Raw genomic sequence first — 20457 nt, 5'->3', positions numbered from 1 at the left:
GTTGAGTTTTGGCCGTCCCTCGGGGCGGCTTTTTTGGGTTCATAGTGGATTTCCGGGGAAAGCCGCTTTTATCTTCAAGAAGAAGTAGTCTGTATCTCGATACCTAGACCCCATTCGCTTGATCGGTTGTATCTTGTTGTTTACCCCTTCCTCTGTGTAGGTGTTTAGCAAATAATTTGCCGATACGATAATACCGTGAAGATAGAGGCTCAGTTTTCGTGTGAACTCTTTCAATGGCTTAATTCCACTCTCTTGTATTTGTGCCCACCATGCACCCCAGAACCCCTTAGCATGTGCTTCTGATTCACAATACCAAAGCTCTTTGGAGCTGTGACCCTAGTATATAAGTGGTCATTAAGTCCTTATTGATATTCAATATTTCTGTAAGATAGCTGTCTTGCTGTGTATTTAAATTTCTTCTGTTTTTATGCCGCATTCACGGCACCTAATCCTTCGAATTTGAACGGAAAGTTCAACAGGAACACCGAGCAACATCGCTTTTTTTACATGACGCCTTTGATACTCATGGATAGCCTCGGCCTCAAGACCACAAGGGTATTTAGCCTCAGAGTTAGGTTTAAGAGTCACGATAATAAGTGATGCTGTCTGGTGAGACTTTACTATTTTAAAGCCTTCCCAGAATGAAGATAGAAAAGTATGATTCGGCATGAAAAGCGTAGTTTGTGTATGATTTTTGTTTGGCGACCAAACCATATCACTTACTACCGTTTTTGTTTTTAGTTCCCGCTAATCCTCGATGAACCATAAAAAAGCCAGCTATCGATAAAGTGTTTTATCAATAGAACTGGCTTTTGATTGCTCACGAATGCGAGTGCTCTTACTTCACTTAACTCAGACCAATTCAATCTGGCTTGGCTGAGCTTAGTTGGGGCTATTCGCTTGATTTTGAAGGTTGAGCGGTATCGATCACTTCTAATGGTATTGCCGAATCTTTAAGGATGTTGAGAATCTCTTCCGGTGGCTGCTTATTAGTAAACACCATGTGTGCCTGAGAGATGTTACCAAGCTTAACCATCGCGTTACGACCAAACTTAGTGTGGTCGACGGCTAAGAAGATGCTGCGACTGTTTTCGATGATGGCTTGTTTCACACGAACTTCGTGGTAATCAAAGTCGAGCAGTGAGCCATCAAAGTCGATGCCGCTGATACCTAAGATGCCGAAATCAAGGCGGAATTGTTTAACGAAATCGAGTGTTGCTTCACCCACGATGCCGCCATCGCGGTTTCTCACTTCGCCACCGGCCAAGATAACCTTTATCTCTGGATTCGGAAGAAGGATGCTCGCAACGTTAATGTTGTTGGTGACGACTCTTAGCTGTTTGTGGTTTTTGTTGAGTGCGCGTGCCACCGATTCTGGCGTGGTACCGATATCAACGAACAGGGTTGCACCATCTGGTATGTGCTTAACCAGTTCGTCGGCGATCACGTCTTTTTCGTTGAAGTTAAGCGCTTTACGCGTGTTATACGAGGTATTTTCCGAGCTTAAAGGAATGGTTGCACCACCATGATAGCGACGAATTTTGTTGCTATCGGCAAGTTCATTGAGGTCTCGTCTGATGGTTTGTGGGCTGACATCGAACTTTTCAACGAGCTCTTCGGTACTCACATATCCTTGTGTTTTTACCAGATCTACAATCTGCTGGTGTCTTGGTATCTGCTTCACTTAACTTACCACTCCCTACGCGCAAAGGGCTCTAGCGCGTCAAAATCGAAAATATAAACTCACGCTATTGTGCTCGAATTGATGAAAAGAGAGAAGTAATGATGGTAAGGAATCATGTCTAAACCGCAAAAACGTTGCGCAAAACGCGGAATTTGAGCCTGAAACGCAAAAAAGAGCACAAAATAGTGCTCTTTTTAGTTTCGTTTGCTGAGGTTCGAGCAATCTAGTCGATTAGATTACTCGAGTTCCTAGGTCAACGGTTAATGATTAACGGTGAGTTGAATACTCAGTATTACTCTTCGTCGTCATCGTGCAGCTCAGACCAAACCTGTGCACACTTGATTGCACGCTTCCAGCCTTTGTAACGGCGGTTACGTTTCTCTTCGTCGTGGTGTGGTATGAAGGTGCGGTTAAGAACGGCTTTGTCTTGAAGCTCGTCAATGCTGTCCCAGAAACCAACCGCTAGGCCAGCAAGGTAAGCGGCACCAAGAGCCGTTACTTCCGTTACTTCAGGGCGGTGAACTTCAGTATCAAGCACGTCTGATTGGAATTGCATTAGGAAGTTGTTCGCTACTGCGCCGCCGTCAACACGTAGGTTCGCTAGCTTGATGCCAGAGTCCGCTTGCATCGCGTCTAGTACGTCACGCGTTTGGTAAGCAATACCTTCCAAGGTTGCACGGATGATGTGATTCGAGTTAACACCACGAGTCAGGCCAACAATCGTACCGCGAGCGTAAGCATCCCAGTATGGTGCGCCTAAACCAGTAAACGCAGGGACTACGTAAACACCGTTTGAAGAATCTACTTTGGTTGCGAAGTACTCAGAGTCTTCTGCGCCAGCCAGTAGTTTCATTTCATCACGTAGCCATTGGATTGATGCGCCGCCCATGAATACTGCACCTTCCAGTGCGTATGCAGGTTCGCCTTTAGGGCCACATGCCAGTGTGGTTAGAAGGCCGTTTTTCGATGTGACTTTCTCTTGGCCCGTGTTCATTAGAAGGAAACAACCTGTGCCGTAAGTGTTCTTAGCTTGGCCTGCTTCTACACACATTTGACCGTAAAGAGCCGCTTGTTGGTCACCCGCAATACCCGCGATTGGAATACGAGTACCGCCTTTACCACCAAGGTTCGTTTGACCGTAAACCTCAGAAGAACGCTTCACTTCTGGCATCATTGATGACGGGATACCCATTTCATCAAGTAGCTTTTGATCCCAGCATAGGTCGTTGATGTTGAACAACATAGTACGTGACGCGTTAGTGTAATCCGTAACGTGAACACGTCCTTGAGTCATCTTCCAAACCAACCAAGTATCAACCGTACCGAACAGTAGTTTGCCAGCTTCAGCGTCTTCGCGGGCGCCTTCAACGTTGTCTAGAATCCATTTTACTTTGGTACCTGAGAAATACGGGTCAAGGACTAAGCCTGTATTGTCACGTACGTAGTCTTCTAGGCCACGTGCTTTTAGGTCTTCACAGATGTCTGCTGTACGGCGACATTGCCATACGATTGCGTTATAAACTGGCTTACCTGTCTCTTTGTTCCAAACAATGGTGGTTTCACGTTGGTTAGTGATACCAATGCCCGCTAGCTCATCGCTGCGGATGCCTGCTTTAGCAAGCGCTTCAACCAATGTTGAGCTTTGCGTTGCCCAGATTTCCATTGGATCATGTTCAACCCAACCGGCTTTAGGATAAATCTGAGTAAATTCACGTTGAGAAGAACTAACGATGTTTGCATCGTGGTCGAGGATTACAGCGCGAGAGCTTGTGGTGCCTTGGTCTAGGGCAACAATGTATTTTTGCTCGGTCATGGTAAGAATCCTTTTTCTTTTGTTATTTATATTTTAGTAAATGTAGGGGCGCTTAGTGATTAAGCTTGAGCTTGTTCAGCTTCTTGTTCTGTTTCACATTGGTTTGGAATTGTGCAGCCTTGGCCTTCAATAGGTAGGTAAGCACCGATAACACGTGGGTACAACCAACCACCAAAACAAGCACCAGCAATTGGAGCAAGAATTGGAACGATGAAGTAAGGAATATCACGAGCACCGCTTAGTGCGAAATCCCAACCTGCAAAGTAAGCAAAAAGTTTTGGTCCGAAGTCACGAGCAGGGTTCATTGCAAAGCCAGTCAGTGGACCTAAAGAACCACCGATAACTGCGATAAGAATACCGATCAGTAGAGGGTTCATTGCGCCGCGAGATGCGCCGTTGTTCTCATCACCTAACGCTAAAATGGCAAACATCAACACTGCAGTAATCACGAATTCCACAGCAAAAGCGCCAAAGAAAGAGAGTGAAGCATGTGGGTAAGTCGAGAAGATACCAGCAGTTGATAGTGCGTCTTGGCTGCTACGAACGAAGTTGTGTGCGATTTCGTAGTCAGTGAATAGGTTGCTGTACAGGCTGTAAACCAGTGCTGCAGAGCAGAATGCGCCAAGCAGTTGCGAAATGATGTAAGGCAGCACTTTCGCTTTATCAAAACCATGGAACATGGCTAGTGCAATCGTCACCGCTGGGTTGATGTGAGCGCCTGACACGCCGGCAGTACAGTAAATTGCAATCGCAACACCGAAGCCCCAGATGATGCTGATTTCCCATTGTCCGAATGTCGCACCGGTTAGTACTAGTGCAGCCACACAGCCAACGCCGAAGAATATGAGCAATCCTGTACCGATAAATTCAGCTAAGCATTGCCCAAATAAAGAAGGGTGTTTGTTTGTTGTCATGTTCGAGTCCTTTTTAGTTTTGCTTATCTAGCACGTGCATTGTGCATAAATTTGCGAACTCGAAAATAAACGAACATAAAAAGTGAGCGTTTGAGCATGAAATTGTTAATTAAAGTCACTTGAAATGTTAATCCGAACACTTTTGCTCGGAAAAGACGCTCGCATGAACGTCATTGTTCGAATGGATGTGTTTCGAGGTCGCTAAAACTACCTGTATGTAAACGGATGCACAACTGGTACGAGGAGTTTATGTTTGGATTTGTGATGCTACTTCGTGAGTGGTGGATTATTAGACGTAGCTTGATGATATTTAACACACTTTACCTTGTGTACTGAACAGAATGTTCTAAATGTGATGTGGTACTGTGCTTTGTTTTATTATTGTTACTTTTGTTATTGAAATTGCCATCATACTTAAGAACAATCGTCTTCTTTATGCGGGGGATAAGATGCGAATATTGGTAGTTGAAGATGATCGCTTGATCAGTGAAGCAATAGAACAGCGCTTTATCGACCTAGGTCATGGTGTTGATTGTGCCTACGATGGGGCAGTCGCGTTCGCCATGATCAGCCACACCGATTTTGATTTAGTGATTCTCGATCTAAACCTGCCCAATAAATCGGGTGAGCAGATCATCAAACGTATTCGCCAATCGTCTGATACCCCTGTTCTCATTCTTACCGCGCGCAGTGAAGTGTTTGACCGAATTCAACTTTTGGATCTAGGCGCTGATGATTATCTCACTAAGCCTTTTGATTTTGGTGAGTTAGAGGCTCGCTGTCGCGCGATCGTTCGACGTCGTCAAGGCAGCGATCAGAACACAGTGACGTTTGGTGACATTGAGTTCGACAGTGCCGGGTGCATTGTGAAAGTGAAGGGTGAGGTCATTGAGCTTAAACAGCGTGAATATCGCTTATTAGAAATTTTCCTGAACCACCTCAATCGTGTGATGAGCAAAGAAGAGATCATCGATCACTTGTATAACTTCGATAACCCACCTAATACTAATGCGATTGAAACCTACGTTGGTCGCTTGAGGAAGGCGCTAGCCAATAGTAATGTCGAGATCAAAACCCTACGTGGCCTTGGTTACGTGCTTAATAAAGTCGAAGACTGAGCTTAGGAGTATTAGGTGACGGCACTGACCCAATCTGTCCGCTTTCGTTTTCGAACAAAATCGCTGAGATTTCAATTATTGTTCTCTGCGACCTGTCTATTGTGCCTGATTAGTTTGCTGACTTTGGTTGCGGTAAAGCGCTACGCCTATCAAACCACTCAGATGTTTTACGATCGCCAGTTGAATAACGCCGCCCTGCAGATCATAGAGCAGGTTCGTTTTAATGGTTTAACATTCAGTGTCGACATCCCCACCGCGGCCTTCAAATCGCTGGCTGATTCCCCTAGAGATAAGGTTTTCTATCTGGTTGCTAGTTCTTCGAATTCATCGGAGTCGGGTTACATCACGGGTTATAAAGAATTGCTTGATGATCAGTTAGTGCGTGACCAAATCGACCAGTATCAGATTAAGCTCGAACCAGAGGCTGCTTATTTTTACTTAAACTTTAAAGATGAATGGGTGCGTTTGTCTTTGGTCAGTCGCATCATGAATACCCGCGAAGGGCCTCAGAATATCTATGTGCTTGTGGGGCAAACCACACAAGCGAGGCAAGTATGGGAGAAGCAACTCTCGGACCACGCGGTTAAGCTACTGCTCGCGGTGATGTTAAGTGCGTTGTTGGTCATCTTTGTGTTGATTGTAAAGGTGCTCAAGCCGGTCAATGAGATCAACAATAAGATGGAAAGGCGTTCCAATCTCGACCTAACTCCAATCAATCTCGACGCTCCTGAAGAGGTTGAGCACTTGGTCGATACCATCAATGTGTTTATGTCTCAACTCGATAAGAACTTAACCAACCTTAAGAACTTTACCGGCGAAGCTGCGCATCAGTTAAAGACGCCAATCGCTGGCATTAAAGCTCAAATCGAACTGGCCAAAAGCAAAGCCAATGACAGCCACACACTCGATTACTTAGATAAAGTCACTGGCGCATGTGAAGTGCTTGAGCGTACGGTAGAGCAGTTGTTGAACCACGCGACGATTCGCCATCGCTACCAAAGTATTGAGCCCACAGAGATTGATTTTAATGAGTTGGTGAAGCAAACCAGCCGTGGTTTAGCGATGAATGCATTGAGCAAAGACATCGAACTGAGCTACATCGAATCACTGAAGTTTCACATTCGAGGCGACAGCTTTGCCTTAACTCAGATGCTGACGAATCTCATTGAAAATGCCATCAAGTACTCCCCTAAAGGCAGCACTATCGAGGTTGAATTAGTACAGCAAGGCAGCAAAGCGGTGCTGTATATTCGCGATTTCGGGCCGGGCATTGATGAGCAAGATAAGCCTCATGTGTTCGAGAAGTTTTATCGCAGCCCGAATGCGATTAGCCAAGGCACAGGGCTAGGGATGAGTATCGCGTTAGATGTTGCCCAAAAATCCAATGCAATTCTGAGCTTAGAAGATACAAACCCAAATGAAACGGATAATCGCGGTCTTACGGTGAAAGTTCAGTTCCCGCATACCTATTGGTGGGAGGTTTAATGATCAAACTAATACGGGCTTGGATTACAGGGCTAACTTCGGCGGTGCTGCTAGCAAGCGCTCTATTTGTTACGAATGCCACCGCACAAGCTAATCAAGGCGCTAGTCGCCAAGACTCTGTTCACCAAGACAATAGCAACCAAGGTGATGACAATGAAGATGCACTGGTGATCTATGGTGCGGCCTACTTGTCAGAAATGAAGCCACTGCTCGATGACTTCCAACGTCGAAATCCAGATATTACGGTTCGCTATCAAGCGATGAGCAGCAATGTATTAGATGCTCATATTCGAGACCAAAAGCCGGATCAACCTGACATCACCATCAGTTCTGTGATGGATTTACAATTGCGACTTGTTAATGATGGTTACGCATTACCTTACCAAATCAATGTGCCGGGCTATGGCTCTCAATCGGGTATTGTTCCGCACTGGAGCCAATGGCGAAATGAGTTGTTTGGTTTTAGCTATGAACCTGCTGTGATTGTGTTTAATCAAGCTTTTCTTGAAGGCAAAGAAGTCCCGCTTAGTCGTGTTGAGTTGTTGAGTTTTATTCGTCAACATAGTGATGAGCTGATGGGGAAGATAGGGCTGTTTGATATTCGTGATGTGGGTATCGGTTATCTGCTTTGGTCCTTTGAACGAGCACAAACAAGTAACTACGGGCAGTTTTTAGAGCTGTTTAATCTTCATCACGCGCGCACCTTTGATAGCTCCGCCTCGATGCTCAAGGCGTTGACCAATGGTGATATCTCGATTGCCTACAACATCATGGGCTCGTACGCGAACTCATGGGAATCAAAGCACAAAGATGTGGTGATTGTGGCTGCGAATGACTATACCCCTGTGGTTATTCGAACTGCATTTATCAACAAAACCACTCCGCGGCCAGCACAAGCTCAAGCCTTTATCGATTATCTGTTTTCCTATTCAGGACAGAAGCTAATGGCAGAAGAAACCAACATGCCTCCAGTGCGCACCGATATAAAAAGTGCAAAATCCGCCGTTGTCTTACGTGAACAGTTTGCGAACCAACTTAAGCCTTTGCCATTAGATGTCAGCTTGTTGATCTTCTCAGATCAAAGCAAAAAATCGTTAGTGATTACGGAATGGGAGAGTGCCTTAAAAAGCTACGACTAGCCTTATTCTTATTTCAGTTCAGTTCAGTTCAGTTCAGTTCAGTTTAGGTCAGGTTAGGTCAGTTTTAGCCTCGGTATTAACCCTCTGTTATTCTGCCTTTGAACCGACTGAGCCAAATGTTGGTTTGTCTGCCCCTGCTAAATGTCACCGAGTCAGCTGCATGACAGTTTCGTTTTTTACTCTTGAAGTCCACAAATGAGCATGGATTTGCTCTTTCACTTCAAGAGTAAGAGGTTGAAAACGGTCATGAATGAGAATATTTCCTGCATGTTGATCCGCGGCGGCACATCGAAAGGTGCATACTTCCTAGCCAGTGATTTACCTGAAAGTGAGCAAGAAAGAGATGAACTGCTCGTGCGTATTATGGGCTCTGGTGAGGGACAGCAAATTAATGGTATTGGTGGCGGAACAACGTTGACTAGCAAGGTCGCCATTGTTTCTAAATCTTCAGAAGAAGGTACCGACTTGGAGTACTTATTTGCTCAAGTTGGCGTTGAAGAAAAAGAAGTCGATACCCGCCCCTCATGCGGTAATATTCTCTCTGGAATCGTGGCGTTCGCCAGTGAAAATAATTTGGTTAAGTTAAGTAGTCCATCGACCATGTTGCGTGTCAGAAACATCAACACCAATACTATTATCGAAGTTTCCGCCGAAAGCCCAAATGGCCATTTACGTTACGATGGGGATGTGCGAGTCGATGGTGTGCCCGGAACTGGCTCTCCGGTTTTGCTTAACTTCTTAGATGTCGGCGGATCGAAAACGGGCAAGCTATTTCCTACAGGTAAGGTGCGTGATGAGGTCGAAGGCGTTGAGTTGACGTGTTTAGACGCGGCAGTGCCTATGGTACATATTAATGCTCAAGACCTTGGCTTAACGGGTAATGAAACCAAGCAACAGCTTGATGAAAATGCTCCTTTATTAGAGCGCATTGAGTCTATCCGATTAGCGGCAGGCCGATTAATGGGTATGGGCGATGTGACGGGGAGTGTGGTGCCTAAGGTCTCCTTGTTATCACCACCCACGTATGGTGGACACATTACCTCTCGATACTTTGTGCCACAAAACTGCCACGCAAGTCATGCTGTTACCGGAGGGATTTGTGTTGCGGCGGCTTGCATGATCCCGGGCACAGTCGCCCATGAAGTGTGCCAAGGCATTAACTCTGAAACGGTCGTTATTGAGCACCCTAGTGGACAAATCCAAGTCAATATCAAAGTAGAGCCAGGGGAAATTGAGCCTGCGGTTCGTCAAGCGGCTTTGGTGCGCACCGCTCGTCCACTGTTCAAAGGTCAGGTTTACCCGACATTCTAATCTAATCTGCTTTATTAGCTATTTCATGTCGCTAGCCTTGGGCTGGCGATTTTTTTATTCTCACCTTCATATTCTTTTTAGCTTTAAACACTTTCCCCCAAGCCTCGTAAAACCTAGAGATTTACTGCACCACTTCAGCGCGCGGTGCTCTGTTTTTGTGCCTGAAAGGGCGATCTTTGTAACACTTTTGTTATCAAAATGGAGCGTGTCAGTTGGATGACAGGTTCGGCGACTAATTTGTCAGAAACCACAAAAAACAGTCCAGCTGTAGGCAACACGCAGTAAATGGATATTAGGAGGCACGATGCTGAACGTACAACTACCCGGCAATACACAACCATCTACTAAGGGTTCGTTATTCTCGAACGGTTCTTTTCTTATGACTCAAAAATTGTCTAAGTTAAAAGTTTGTCAATCACTCTTGGTCACGCTACTTGGTGTGGGGGCATTATCTCATCACGCACAAGCCGAAGAGGTTTCGTTTAAAGGTGAGCGTGTCGAGTTTGTGATGCCTTACAAAGAGGGCGGCGGTACTGATACATGGGGGCGTTTCTATGCACCTTACTTGTCTCAATCGTTACCGGGCAATCCAGTAGTAGTGGTGAAAAACATTCCGGGTGGCGGTTCAACAAAAGGCGCTAACCAATTTGCTCGCCGTGCGAAAGACAACGGCCTCAACATCTTTGCAAGCTCGGCATCAACCCAATATCCCTATCTTCTTCAAGATCGCCGAGTTCGTTACGACTACAACGATTGGAGCGTGATTCTCGCATCCCCAACTGGCGGCGTTGTGTATGTTTCGCCTAAAACAGGCATCGAGAACGTACAAGATCTTTTCGATAAGAAAGACCAAATCAAGTTTCAATACGCAAGCCAAGGTGCGACCTCGATTGACTTGGTACCACTGTTAGCCATGGATCTACTTGGTTTGGAGGTACAAGCAATTTTCGGCATGCAAGGGCGTGGCGCTGGTCGACTGGCGTTCGAGCGCGGCGAAGTGAACATCGATTCTCAAACTAGCTCATCTTACATCGACAAAGTGACGCCGCTAGTCAATGAAGGTAAAGCGATTCCATTGTTTAGCTTCGGTGTATTGGGTGAAGACGGCAAGTTGAAGCGAGATCCTAATTTCCCAGAGCTTCCTCACTTCGCTGAGGTCTACCAAATGTTCCACTCGGAAGAAGCAGAAACACAAGGCTATGCGGTTTGGCGCTCATTCTTTATGGCCGGGTTTGCCGCTCAGAAGATGATCTTTGTGCCTAAGTCGACGCCAGAAGAAACAGTTGCTGCATGGCGCGCATCGGCTTCTGAGTTGGTGTCTCAACCTGATTTTCAAAAACGCGCAGTCGAAGTCTTGGGTGATTACCCTCAGCTAACTGGCGAACAAGCACAGTTAGCGTTAAACGCCGCTTTGTCGCTTGATGAAAGCAACCTTGAATGGGTCAGAAACTGGCTGACCACAAACTACAACACCCGTTTCTAAACAGGCTATCCAGAAGCCCAAGAAAACATGAGTTTTAACAACGCTCAGTACTAACTGGCAGTGAGACCGCGGCGCAAGATCGTGGCTCACGCCTTTTCATCTCACTTTTATATTGTTACGTCATTTCAATATCGTACGTAACTTTTATATCGCTACGTAAAAAAGTAAGCGCCAAACTCCAAAAGCATGTGGCTTATACGGATTGAACCGTAGGGCTTTTGACATCCATGGATAGGTAAGCGGTGGTAAACGAAGCGAAAGTGAGTCTCATGATAGAAAGGATTCAACGATGTTTAACGAACTCTTTGCTGCACTGGAAACCATATTAAGCGTCCAGCACATCACCTTTATGTTAGGTGGTGTGTTACTGGGTCTCGCGATTGGTATCTTTCCGGGGCTTGGCGGTATTGCCGGCTTATCACTACTGCTTCCATTCCTGTATGGCATGGATCCAATCTCAGCCTTGGCGATGCTTATCGGCTTGGTTGCGGTTATTCCAACGTCTGACACTTTTACCTCTGTATTAATGGGTATTCCGGGTTCAAGTGGCTCGCAAGCAACCGTGCTTGATGGCTTCCCTATGGCGAAAAAAGGCGAGGCGGCGCGTGCGTTATCTGCTGCATTTACGTCATCTTTATTCGGTGGCCTGTTTGGCGCGGTGATACTGACCGGTTTTGTGCTGATCGCTCGACCTGTGATCCTCGCTTTTGGTTCTGGTGAGTTGTTCATGTTGACCTTATTAGGTTTGAGCATGGTCGGTGCGTTGGCAGGTAAGAGCTTGGTAAAAGGCTTGTCGGCGTGTGGCATGGGCGTATTGCTTGGCAGTGTAGGTAGTGCTCCCGCAACGGGCGAATATCGAATGACCTTTGACAACTTCTACCTAATGGATGGTATTCCTCTGGTTGTGGTGGGCTTAGGTATTTTTGCACTTCCTGAGATTATTGATCTGCTTCGTCAAAATAAGCCAATCGCCAATGCTAGTAAACTTGGCAAGGGTTGGTCTGCGGGCGTTCGTGACTTCTTGGAAAACAAATGGCTCGCAGTGCGCTGTAGCGTGATCGGCTGTATTGTTGGTGCACTTCCCGGCCTTGGTGGCAGCGTAGTGGACTGGATCGCTTATGGTCATGCGGTGCAAACCACTAAGAAAGATCCTGAATTCGGTAAAGGCGATGTGCGTGGTGTAATTGCCCCTGAATCGTCGAATAATGCGAAAGAGGGCGGTGGTTTAGTCCCTACGCTGTTATTTGGCATTCCGGGTTCTGGCAGCATGGCGGTATTCCTCGGTGGCATGGTATTGGTGGGCTTAGAACCGGGCCCTGCGATGGTGAGTACTGACCTTGATATTACTTACACTATCGTGTGGTCTTTGGCATTAGCCAACGTGTTCGGTGCGGGCGCTTGTATGCTGATTTCACCTTGGGTGGCTAGGCTGACCACGGTTCGTTACACCTTGCTTGCTCCATTCATGGTGATGGTGATCTGCTTTGCGGCATTCCAAGCAACACGCGACCTTGGCGACTTAGTCACGCTATTAAGCATAGGTACACTGGGTGTGCTGATGAAGCGTTTCGACTGGCCTCGCCCTGCATTCTTGATTGGTTTTGTACTTGCTAATGGTATGGAAACTTACCTGTATCAAGCGGTGCAGTTTGATGGTGTTGCGTTCTTACTACGCCCTGGCGTGATGATCATTGGTGCGCTGACAATTTTCTCTTTGTTCTTCATGTGGCGTCAAAGCGTGAAGAAAAACAAGCAAAGTGAAGCACAAGACACTTCGACTGAAACGGTTCAACCTTCAGTAAGAATCAGTAATCGCAAGCCTCAAGTTATCTTCGCTGCTTTGGTCAATATCGCGTTTATGTATGGCATTTATGACGGCTACCAACAGAGCTTCTTAGGTGGTGTGTTCACTATTATCATTGCTAGCATTATGTGGGTGCTATCTGCTGTGGTGCTATTCCAACTGCTGACCAAACCAGAAGGCGATGCTGTCTATTTCGATAATGAGTATGAGCAAGGGTACGCCTTTGATACCAACAGTATCAGCATGATGCACTACCTGTACTGGCTAGGCGCATTGATCCTTGGTTGCTACTTTGTGGGTTATGTGATTTCTATCAGTGCGTTCTTCTGTTTGTTCTTGATGAGTAAAGCAGGGTTGAGCTTGATGCGTTCAGCATCGGTTACCGTTGCTGCCACCGGTTTCTTACTGGGTTTGACTCACCTAATGGTATTGGATTTGCCGATTGGCTTGCTACAAGAAACCGTTAATCTGCCTTGGCCAATTGGATAATAGAAGGAAAGTAATTATGACGATTCGAACGATTATTATGCCCTTCGCTTCTACGGCAAACTCCGCTGAAAGGTTAGAAGGCGCGCTGAGCATTGCACAATATTTTGGTGCACATTTGGATGTGTTACACGCTCAAATTAGCCCACAGCAGTTGATGCCAGAAGAGCGACAACTGTTACCGAGTAAGTGGTTAAGCCGTATCGACCAGTTGGTGAATAACTACGTTGCAGAAGACATGAACCAGTCTGAACTTGAGTTCACTACCTTGTGCGACAAGCTCGAAGTACCGCTGTGTGACAGTGATAACCTAGTGATGAATGAGGCCAATAAACACGTGAGTGCTCAATGGCATAATCTAACGGGTTATCGAGCAGATGTAGTCTCTGAGCGTGGTAAGGTGTCTGACTTAATCATTATCCCTAAACCGCTTAATGGCAAAAGTAGCGTGAGTTTTGACGTGGCGATAGAACATGGCAGTCGCCCAATTTTGCTGATGCCTCGTGAGCAAAAAAGCTTTAACCCAGAATGCATTATGATTGCTTGGAATGGAGATGATCCGGGTGCGAGGGCTGTGAAAGCTGCGATGCCATTGCTTAGAAAAGCAAAGAACATCGTGGTGGTAACCAGTGAGCGTTCACTCAACAAAAAGCCTAACCAACAAGATTTAAAGCGTTATTTGGGGCTGCATAACATCGAAGTGGAGTGTATTTCGTTTAAAGAGGGCAGAATCAAAACGCCTCAAGCGATCCTTGCTCATGCAGAGCAGTTTCATGCTGACTTGATAGTGGCTGGCGCGCTTGCTCATAAGAAGATGCATCAACAGATGCTGGGTGGCGTTACCAGAAGGTTATTGAGTAAAACCAACGTGCCTCTGTTCATGGTGAGCTAATAAATCGGTGAGTGATTGGTTTCCCTACATCACTCACTGATTCATCGAAACTTAACTGCTGTCATGTCAGGCGCATGACAGCTTAGATTGTTAGAGTAAACTCATGGGCTAACTGATATGTGACCCGTCCGTCTATGCTTATGTGGTCATCGTATTTATTCTCCTTTTTACGATGACTGATTACCAGTTAGCCCCTTTTTATTTCAATGTGTGCAGCTCTAAACCAGAGCTGCCACTTTTCCTTTCGCTACCAATTGATCTCGAACCGAGTCATACGCCCAGTTGAACGCAATCGCGTAAAGTACGAAGAAAATAACTAGGCCGATGTCCATGATCAGTACGGTTAGGAAGTCGAGTTGTAGAACCCACATCAAGACAGGCAAAGTCACTGTCATCAAGCCAAGCTCAAAACCTAATCCGTGCAGGATACGTGTTTTCGTGGTTCTTTTGCTTCGGTCTGTTCCGTAAATTTTGTCGTAGCCATAGTTGTAAATGTAGTTCCAAGCCATCGCTATCAATGATATTGCGAGCGCTAAGCCTGCCATTTCACCTGCGCCATTTCCTGTAACATAGGTTGCAAGCCCTGCCATCAAAACCAAAGCAACCAATTCAAATAGCACCATGTGCAACATGCGTTCTTTATGTGACATTTTTCTAACTCTCTTTACGATTAAATAGCCGCCGATGGGCTAATGACTTGGCTAGATAATATCTTCTTAAGTGATAATATAAAGATAGTTAGCATCACATATAGTGATAGTAAGTTTTGGGAGAAACCGAATGTACAACATTGAACAACTGAAAATGTTTGTGTATGCCGTTGAATTAGGGTCATTTTCTGCCAGTGCTCGTCAACTGGGTAAGGTACAGTCGGCGGTGAGCCAAGGCATCAGCAATCTTGAAATAGATTTTAATGTTGAGCTTTTTGATCGTTCGACTCGAAAGCCTTCACTAACCAAAGCGGGCGAGCAGTTATTTAAACAGGTGAAAGCGATCGTGCTGCAGGTTGAAGATCTGAATGTGACGGTTAACGCGATGGGTAGCGGTGAAGAGGGGCTCATCAAAATTGCATTAGATGATTCATTATTGGTCCCGAATCTATCTAAGATCCTTAGTCAGTTCAGTCATCAATTCCCAGCGACGGAAGTTGAATTGGTTGCGTGTACCACGACTGAGGTCAATCTGTTGATTATCGAAGAGAGAGCCGACATTGGATTAATGTTTACCAACTTGGCTTTTGATGTCGGTTCTGAGCCTTGCTTTATCGGTCACTTACCGTTTATTGCTGTGTGTCATCCAAGTCATGCGCTCGCAAAAACAGGTGTGGCGAAACTCTCTGATTTACTCCCGCATCGTCAACTAATGTTGAGGGGAGACAAAGGTAAGGTGATGGATCAGTTTCCACTGATTGCCGGAAAGGTATGGTGGTCAAACAGCTTTATTGTTATCAAAGAGATGGTACTCGGCAGCGATATTGGCTGGGCATATTTACCCAAGCACCTTGTCGAAGAGGAACTGAATAAACAGCGTTTAGTGGAGATTAATGTCTCATTCGATCACAAAACATGGTCGCCGCCCGTTGATCTTGTTCTGTCTAAAACACGCTCTAAAGGCCCAGCCTTGCTTTGGCTTGAACAAGCATTGAAAGGCTTATTAGACGAAACTAAATAAAGAAAAGGCTCACCGCTTAGCGTGTGAGCCTTTCTGTTCAAAGTGATACTGATTTTTGTGAGGGCTAGATGGAGATCCTAGACGCTAGGTTTAACCGTCTGACCGTTGTAGTACTTGTCTTTCATCTTAAGCGCCACGTTCACTAGGTAAATCAACACAGGTACTTCAATCAGTGGACCGATAACACCGGCAAACGCTTGGTCTGAGTTGATACCGAATACTGAGATAGCAACGGCAATCGCTAGCTCGAAGTTGTTACCTGTCGCTGTGAATGCAATTGATGCGTTCTTGTCGTATTCAATACCCATCTTCTTACCAATGAAGAAGCTGATGAAGAACATCGCTGTGAAGTAGATAGTCAGTGGAACCGCAATCAACAATACGTCCATTGGCAGTTCTACAATCATCTCGCCTTTTAGGCTGAACATCAGAACGATGGTTGCCAGTAGTGCAATCAGTGTGATTGGAGAGATACGTGGAATAAACACTTCGTTGTACCACTGCTCGCCTTTCATCGACACAAGGACCTTACGGCTTAGGAAGCCCGCTAGGAATGGGATACCTAAGTAGATAAGTACACTGTGTGCAATGTCGATCATCGAGATATCAACCAACATGCCTTCGTAACCAAATACTGGTGGAAGAACGCTGATGAACAACCACGCCATAAAGCTGTAGCTCACCACTTGGAATGCACTGTTTAGAGCAACCAATGCCGCGCCGTACTCTTTGTTACCGCCGCCGATGTCGTTCCAAACTAGAACCATCGCCACACAACGAGCAAGACCAATCAGAATCACGCCGACCATGTAACCTGGGTGGTCACCCAAGAAAGTCAGTGCCAATACAAACATTAGAATTGGGCCAACAAGCCAGTTCATGATCAAAGATAGTTTGATCGCTTTCTTATCTTTTACCACGGTGCCTAGCAGGTTGTAGTTAACCTTAGCCAGAGGTGGGTACATCATTAAGATAAGGCCAATCGCAAGCGGAATGTTGGTGGTACCAATAGACATAGATTCGTTCCACTGCTCGATCTGTGGGAATAGGGTGCCAAGCAATACACCAAGACCCATGGCAATAAAGATCCACAGTGTTAAGTAGCGATCTAGAAAACCTAATTTTGGCTTCATGATATTTTCTCTTTGGTTGATATCGTTAATCGTCGAAAAACGATATTAAAAAACAAAAAAATACGCTTAGTTTATTCTGTATTCGACAAACTAAGCGCGATGAATCTATTTCAAAATGGTGTCGATTAGCGATTCAAATTGCTGAATATTACCTCGATTAATGCGGTAGCACATTTTCGGTGGTATCGATTCAGCAGTGATGAAGCCAGAGGTTTTCAAGATTCTTAGGTGCTCTGATACTGTCGATTGCGCTAAACCTAATTCGCTAACCAAGTCGCTGTTCAAACAGCCGCCCGATTTTTCTAGCGTTGAAAGGATACTCAATATACGAACTCTTGCCGGGTGAGCGAGCGCTTTGGCTAGAGCTGCCATTTGCTTTTCAGCTTCGGTATCACCATGTCCGATTGGTAGAGCACAGCCACCAGTTGTAGAGCAAGTTTCGTTCATATTGATGTTTCGCTTTCCATAATCGTTAAAAGACGATTAATGGTAAGCCTATTTTATATAAGGGTCAATGTGATCTTTCAATTTGCTTCTAAATTTGATGTCAAAATCCATATTTATCATTGAAATTCAATGGACTAAGACTTGGATGAACCAAACCAATATAACGGCCACTTTTGTTGTGAATAGCTGTTATTCAATAGCGCACCAATACCAACCAAAGCGATGCTGCCTACTAATACGGGAGTGAATAAGAACATCCAATCCACATGTGCGGTACCTGCCAAAGCTATCACAATCGGATTGGCGCCAGCGGGTGGGTGAACCGCTCGACAGTATTGCATTAGCATGATGGATAAGCCGACAGCGATTGCCATGGTCAAATAAGAATCCCCAAAGCCATATAACGCGATTAAGCCCACAGCAGCCGAAATAAAGTGTCCCGCAATGACGTTTCTAGGTTGAGCTAACGGCGATGTAGGCACCGCAAACAGCAGTACGCACGTCGCACCAAATGGAGCCATTAACCACGGGAACCCAGAACTTTCTGCTAATAGGCACAAGGTTAAGATGCCCAGCGTACCGCCAATAAAACCTTTAATAAGCTGGCTAATGCTTGCTTTCGGAGGAAGGGCTCCACCACCAGATAGTTTGCTGATCATAATCGTTTCCTCTTCGTTTTCTGTTTTTATTGAAAGTGTACAGATCTGTACTGTTTGATTTGGATGATACAGATCTGTACACTTCTTGCAACGAGAAATTGAGCTCTACGATTTCAGAGCGAGTCGAGGTTGATGAACGATGAGTAAAAAAGATCTGATTCTGGATGTAGCAGAATCGTTGTTTAATCAGTTTGGTTATACCGCTGTTGGGGTGGATATGATTAGAGATGAGGCAGCGGTTTCTAAGACATCCATGTACCGCCATTTTGGATCGAAGACCAAGCTGATTGAAGCCGTGTTAGAAAGGCGTCATCAGCATTTCGAGTCGAGTTTAGAAGCGGCACTATCATCAACGTCTGGATTACAAAACCAACTCGATGCTCTGTTAGATTGGCACCTTGCATGGTTTGAGCAACCTGACTTCAAAGGCTGCATGTTCATGCACGCGTTAGCCGAATTTAAAGAGTCGGAAGATGACATTGCGATGCTCTCGCGACAGCACAAAGTTTGGCTCAAAAACAGCATTCGTGATGTGGTCAGAGGTAATGAAGAAGTCGACACTGCAATACTCGAATTACGCAGTGAATCGGTTATGACTTTTATCGAAGGACTTATTGTAAGAAGTGAATTTAGTCAGCTTGATTCAAAGTCAGACTCAAACAGACAAGCCTACCGAAAAGCATTGCATTCACTGGCTATTCTAGCGATATAATCGAAGGCAGAACCGTTACACAAGATAACGAAAAATCATAATTTACACTTTAATCTTTACTTATAGGTAAGCCCTGAAATGCCACAACAGAACATCAAATTTATCGCTGCTGATATGGACGGCACTCTGCTTAATGAACACGGAAAGTTAGACCCAGAATTCTTCAATCTTTATGAGCGACTAGAAGCTCAAGACATTATTTTTGCTGCGGCATCGGGTCGTCAGTACTACAGCTTGATGGAAACCTTTGCCCCGCTAAAAGGTCGCATGATGTTCGTTGCTGAAAACGGCACATTGGTGATGCATAAAGGCCAAGAGCTCTACAGCTGCTTACTTGATACTGATGCCATCAAAGACATCATCAAAGAAGCGCGTGCCATTGAAGGTGCACATGTGGTGCTTTGTGGTAAGAAGTCTGCATACATTGAAACCAAAGATGAGAGTGCTCTAGCGGAGATCTCTAAGTACTACCATCGCCGCGAGCAAGTAGAAGATTTACTGGCGGTAGAAGACGATTTCATCAAGGTCGCTATCTGTCACTTTGACGGTTCACAAGAGAAAGTGAACCCAAGCATTAATGCCAAGTTTGGTGAGAACTACCAAGTGGTTGTGAGTGCGAAAATTTGGTTGGATGTGATGAACGCTGAGGCATCAAAAGGCGCGGCGATTAAACACCTACAAAACACACTTGGCTTCACTTACGAACAGACCATGAGTTTTGGTGACTACCTGAATGACTTGGAAATGCTTAAAGAGAGCTACCACTCTTACGCGATGGAAAACGCACATCCAAAGCTGAAAGAGATCGCTCGTTTTGGCGCGCCAAGTAACGTTGATGCAGGTGTATTCCAAGTGCTTGAGAAGCTGCTAGCGTAACGCTCTTAAGCTCGATTCGATTTTTATCAAAGCCAACTCGTGAAAATGAGTTGGCTTTTTTGTTGGCTGCTGTTGTATTGAGTTAAATTTGAACGAGTGTTCAGCTTGTTGTAATCTAATCAGAAAGATGGGTATTCACTTTGAGTTGGATACGCCTTAGTAACGATATTTGGAATGACTATGAGCAAGAAACTTCAACTTGATATTATTTCTGACGTGATGTGCCCTTGGTGCGTGGTCGGCTACAAAAACTTAGAGCAAGCCGTTACGGAACTTGGTTTAGAAGACCAGATTGAACTTGAATGGCAGCCGTTTGAGCTTAACCCTGACATGCCGCAAGAGGGTGAAAACCTGCGTGACCATATCATGAGAAAATACGGTTCTAGCGCAGAAGAGAGCCAACGTTCACGTGAACAGCTTGCGGCTCGTGGCAAAGCGGTTGGTTTCGATTTTAACTTCTATGACAGCATGAGAATGGTCAATTCACGTCATCTACATGTGCTTCTCGATTTTGCACTAGAGCACGGTAAACAGACTGAGTTAAAGCTACGCTTTTTTACTGCTCACTTCACAGAGCAGAAAGACCTGTCCGATCTTGAAGCCATTGCACAAGAGCTTGAAGCGGTTGGGCTAAACTCAACGAAGGCACTGAAGCGCCTAAAGAACACCGACAACTTGAAGCAAATTGAAGCGCAAGAGTTTGAATGGCAACGCATGGGGATCTCTGCGGTTCCTACTGTGGTGTTCAACCGCAAGAGTGCAGTCACTGGTGCGCAGACGGTCGAAACGTACAAGCAAATTCTTCAAGAACTTATTGCTGAATCATAAGC

At 45.5% G+C, this 20457-nt stretch carries 18 protein-coding genes and 1 pseudogene; 11 read left to right on the top strand and 8 right to left on the bottom strand.

Annotated features, from left to right (window positions below; genetic code table 11):
• Window positions 1–39: 39 nt before the first annotated feature.
• The 4 genes and pseudogenes from MSG34_RS02550 to MSG34_RS02535 form a co-directional block, all read right to left on the bottom strand.
• Window positions 40–264: pseudogene (locus tag MSG34_RS02550) on the bottom strand (transposase); the annotation flags it as partial.
• 628 nt (window positions 265–892) lie between these two features.
• Window positions 893–1684: a DeoR/GlpR family transcriptional regulator gene (locus tag MSG34_RS02545; RefSeq protein WP_248336191.1), complete on the bottom strand. Its 792-nt coding sequence runs from the start codon at window positions 1682–1684 to the stop codon at window positions 893–895.
• A 292-nt stretch (window positions 1685–1976) separates the two neighbouring features.
• The gene (gene glpK, locus MSG34_RS02540; protein ID WP_065675764.1) at window positions 1977–3497 is read right to left on the bottom strand and encodes a glycerol kinase GlpK; all 1521 of its coding nucleotides are present in this window, start codon (window positions 3495–3497) and stop codon (window positions 1977–1979) included.
• 59 nt (window positions 3498–3556) lie between these two features.
• The gene (locus tag MSG34_RS02535) at window positions 3557–4411 is read right to left on the bottom strand and encodes an MIP/aquaporin family protein (RefSeq protein ID WP_050643411.1); all 855 of its coding nucleotides are present in this window, start codon (window positions 4409–4411) and stop codon (window positions 3557–3559) included.
• A 449-nt stretch (window positions 4412–4860) separates the two neighbouring features.
• Between MSG34_RS02535 and MSG34_RS02530 the strand changes: the two genes are divergently transcribed.
• The 7 genes from MSG34_RS02530 to MSG34_RS02500 all read left to right on the top strand — a co-directional run bounded on the left by MSG34_RS02530 (window position 4861) and on the right by MSG34_RS02500 (window position 14129).
• Window positions 4861–5529, top strand: coding sequence for a response regulator transcription factor (locus MSG34_RS02530; protein ID WP_016795398.1), 669 nt, complete (start codon window positions 4861–4863; stop codon window positions 5527–5529).
• A 15-nt stretch (window positions 5530–5544) separates the two neighbouring features.
• Window positions 5545–7014: a sensor histidine kinase gene (locus tag MSG34_RS02525; protein WP_248336190.1), complete on the top strand. Its 1470-nt coding sequence runs from the start codon at window positions 5545–5547 to the stop codon at window positions 7012–7014.
• Window positions 7014–8153 (top strand): ABC transporter substrate-binding protein, encoded by a 1140-nt coding sequence (locus MSG34_RS02520; protein WP_248336189.1) that lies wholly within the window; start codon window positions 7014–7016, stop codon window positions 8151–8153. The genes MSG34_RS02525 and MSG34_RS02520 overlap by 1 nt, the downstream gene beginning before the upstream one ends.
• Window positions 8154–8399: 246 nt before the next feature.
• Window positions 8400–9464 carry a 4-oxalomesaconate tautomerase gene (locus MSG34_RS02515; RefSeq protein WP_248336188.1) on the top strand — a complete coding sequence of 355 codons (1065 nt, stop codon included), beginning with the start codon at window positions 8400–8402 and terminating at the stop codon, window positions 9462–9464.
• Between the two features lie 304 nt (window positions 9465–9768).
• The gene (locus MSG34_RS02510; RefSeq protein WP_248336187.1) at window positions 9769–10947 is read left to right on the top strand and encodes a tripartite tricarboxylate transporter substrate-binding protein; all 1179 of its coding nucleotides are present in this window, start codon (window positions 9769–9771) and stop codon (window positions 10945–10947) included.
• 289 nt (window positions 10948–11236) lie between these two features.
• Complete coding sequence (locus MSG34_RS02505; RefSeq protein ID WP_059017639.1) at window positions 11237–13240, top strand: tripartite tricarboxylate transporter permease; 2004 nt, start codon at window positions 11237–11239, stop codon at window positions 13238–13240.
• Between the two features lie 16 nt (window positions 13241–13256).
• Window positions 13257–14129 carry a universal stress protein gene (locus MSG34_RS02500; protein ID WP_048610471.1) on the top strand — a complete coding sequence of 291 codons (873 nt, stop codon included), beginning with the start codon at window positions 13257–13259 and terminating at the stop codon, window positions 14127–14129.
• A gap of 218 nt (window positions 14130–14347) precedes the next feature.
• Here the strand turns inward: MSG34_RS02500 and MSG34_RS02495 are convergent, their stop codons facing one another.
• Entirely contained in the window at window positions 14348–14779 is a 432-nt protein-coding gene (locus MSG34_RS02495) for a PACE efflux transporter (RefSeq protein WP_248336186.1), read from the bottom strand.
• Between the two features lie 130 nt (window positions 14780–14909).
• On the opposite strand from MSG34_RS02495, the gene MSG34_RS02490 reads away from it, so the two are divergent.
• A complete protein-coding gene (locus MSG34_RS02490) occupies window positions 14910–15800 on the top strand; it encodes a LysR family transcriptional regulator (protein ID WP_248336185.1) in 891 nt (296 codons plus the stop codon).
• Between the two features lie 77 nt (window positions 15801–15877).
• Here the strand turns inward: MSG34_RS02490 and arsB are convergent, their stop codons facing one another.
• The 3 genes from arsB to MSG34_RS02475 form a co-directional block, all read right to left on the bottom strand.
• On the bottom strand, window positions 15878–16933 hold the full coding sequence (arsB, locus tag MSG34_RS02485) for an ACR3 family arsenite efflux transporter (RefSeq protein ID WP_248336184.1): 1056 nt from the start codon (window positions 16931–16933) through the stop codon (window positions 15878–15880).
• 105 nt (window positions 16934–17038) lie between these two features.
• Entirely contained in the window at window positions 17039–17380 is a 342-nt protein-coding gene (locus MSG34_RS02480) for a winged helix-turn-helix domain-containing protein (protein WP_081229294.1), read from the bottom strand.
• Window positions 17381–17514: 134 nt separating this feature from the next.
• On the bottom strand, window positions 17515–18039 hold the full coding sequence (locus tag MSG34_RS02475) for an HPP family protein (RefSeq protein WP_248336183.1): 525 nt from the start codon (window positions 18037–18039) through the stop codon (window positions 17515–17517).
• A gap of 139 nt (window positions 18040–18178) precedes the next feature.
• On the opposite strand from MSG34_RS02475, the gene MSG34_RS02470 reads away from it, so the two are divergent.
• From MSG34_RS02470 to MSG34_RS02460, 3 genes are all read left to right on the top strand, one after another.
• Window positions 18179–18751 carry a TetR/AcrR family transcriptional regulator gene (locus tag MSG34_RS02470; protein ID WP_048609878.1) on the top strand — a complete coding sequence of 191 codons (573 nt, stop codon included), beginning with the start codon at window positions 18179–18181 and terminating at the stop codon, window positions 18749–18751.
• Window positions 18752–18829: 78 nt separating this feature from the next.
• A complete protein-coding gene (locus MSG34_RS02465) occupies window positions 18830–19627 on the top strand; it encodes a Cof-type HAD-IIB family hydrolase (RefSeq protein ID WP_248336182.1) in 798 nt (265 codons plus the stop codon).
• A gap of 180 nt (window positions 19628–19807) precedes the next feature.
• On the top strand, window positions 19808–20455 hold the full coding sequence (locus MSG34_RS02460) for a DsbA family oxidoreductase (RefSeq protein WP_248336181.1): 648 nt from the start codon (window positions 19808–19810) through the stop codon (window positions 20453–20455).
• Window positions 20456–20457: the final 2 nt, after the last annotated feature.

This window comes from Vibrio sp. 1CM2L, assembly GCF_023161695.1.
In the GTDB taxonomy this organism is placed as follows: domain Bacteria; phylum Pseudomonadota; class Gammaproteobacteria; order Enterobacterales; family Vibrionaceae; genus Vibrio; species Vibrio coralliirubri.
This window is presented reverse-complemented; position numbering and strand designations above follow the sequence as displayed.

Bases quoted from the DNA above. Each gene is read 5' to 3' on its own strand.
- arsB (WP_248336184.1), bottom strand. From the start codon at position 16,933: ATGAAGCCAAAATTAGGTTTTCTAGATCGCTACTTAACACTGTGGATC.
- MSG34_RS02500 (WP_048610471.1), top strand. From the start codon at position 13,257: ATGACGATTCGAACGATTATTATGCCCTTCGCTTCTACGGCAAACTCC.
- MSG34_RS02530 (WP_016795398.1), top strand. From the start codon at position 4,861: ATGCGAATATTGGTAGTTGAAGATGATCGCTTGATCAGTGAAGCAATA.
- MSG34_RS02515 (WP_248336188.1), top strand. From the start codon at position 8,400: ATGAATGAGAATATTTCCTGCATGTTGATCCGCGGCGGCACATCGAAA.
- MSG34_RS02490 (WP_248336185.1), top strand. From the start codon at position 14,910: ATGTACAACATTGAACAACTGAAAATGTTTGTGTATGCCGTTGAATTA.
- MSG34_RS02520 (WP_248336189.1), top strand. From the start codon at position 7,014: ATGATCAAACTAATACGGGCTTGGATTACAGGGCTAACTTCGGCGGTG.
- MSG34_RS02480 (WP_081229294.1), bottom strand. From the start codon at position 17,380: ATGAACGAAACTTGCTCTACAACTGGTGGCTGTGCTCTACCAATCGGA.
- MSG34_RS02475 (WP_248336183.1), bottom strand. From the start codon at position 18,039: ATGATCAGCAAACTATCTGGTGGTGGAGCCCTTCCTCCGAAAGCAAGC.
- MSG34_RS02510 (WP_248336187.1), top strand. From the start codon at position 9,769: ATGCTGAACGTACAACTACCCGGCAATACACAACCATCTACTAAGGGT.
- MSG34_RS02460 (WP_248336181.1), top strand. From the start codon at position 19,808: ATGAGCAAGAAACTTCAACTTGATATTATTTCTGACGTGATGTGCCCT.
- MSG34_RS02535 (WP_050643411.1), bottom strand. From the start codon at position 4,411: ATGACAACAAACAAACACCCTTCTTTATTTGGGCAATGCTTAGCTGAA.
- glpK (WP_065675764.1), bottom strand. From the start codon at position 3,497: ATGACCGAGCAAAAATACATTGTTGCCCTAGACCAAGGCACCACAAGC.
- MSG34_RS02465 (WP_248336182.1), top strand. From the start codon at position 18,830: ATGCCACAACAGAACATCAAATTTATCGCTGCTGATATGGACGGCACT.
- MSG34_RS02495 (WP_248336186.1), bottom strand. From the start codon at position 14,779: ATGTCACATAAAGAACGCATGTTGCACATGGTGCTATTTGAATTGGTT.
- MSG34_RS02470 (WP_048609878.1), top strand. From the start codon at position 18,179: ATGAGTAAAAAAGATCTGATTCTGGATGTAGCAGAATCGTTGTTTAAT.
- MSG34_RS02505 (WP_059017639.1), top strand. From the start codon at position 11,237: ATGTTTAACGAACTCTTTGCTGCACTGGAAACCATATTAAGCGTCCAG.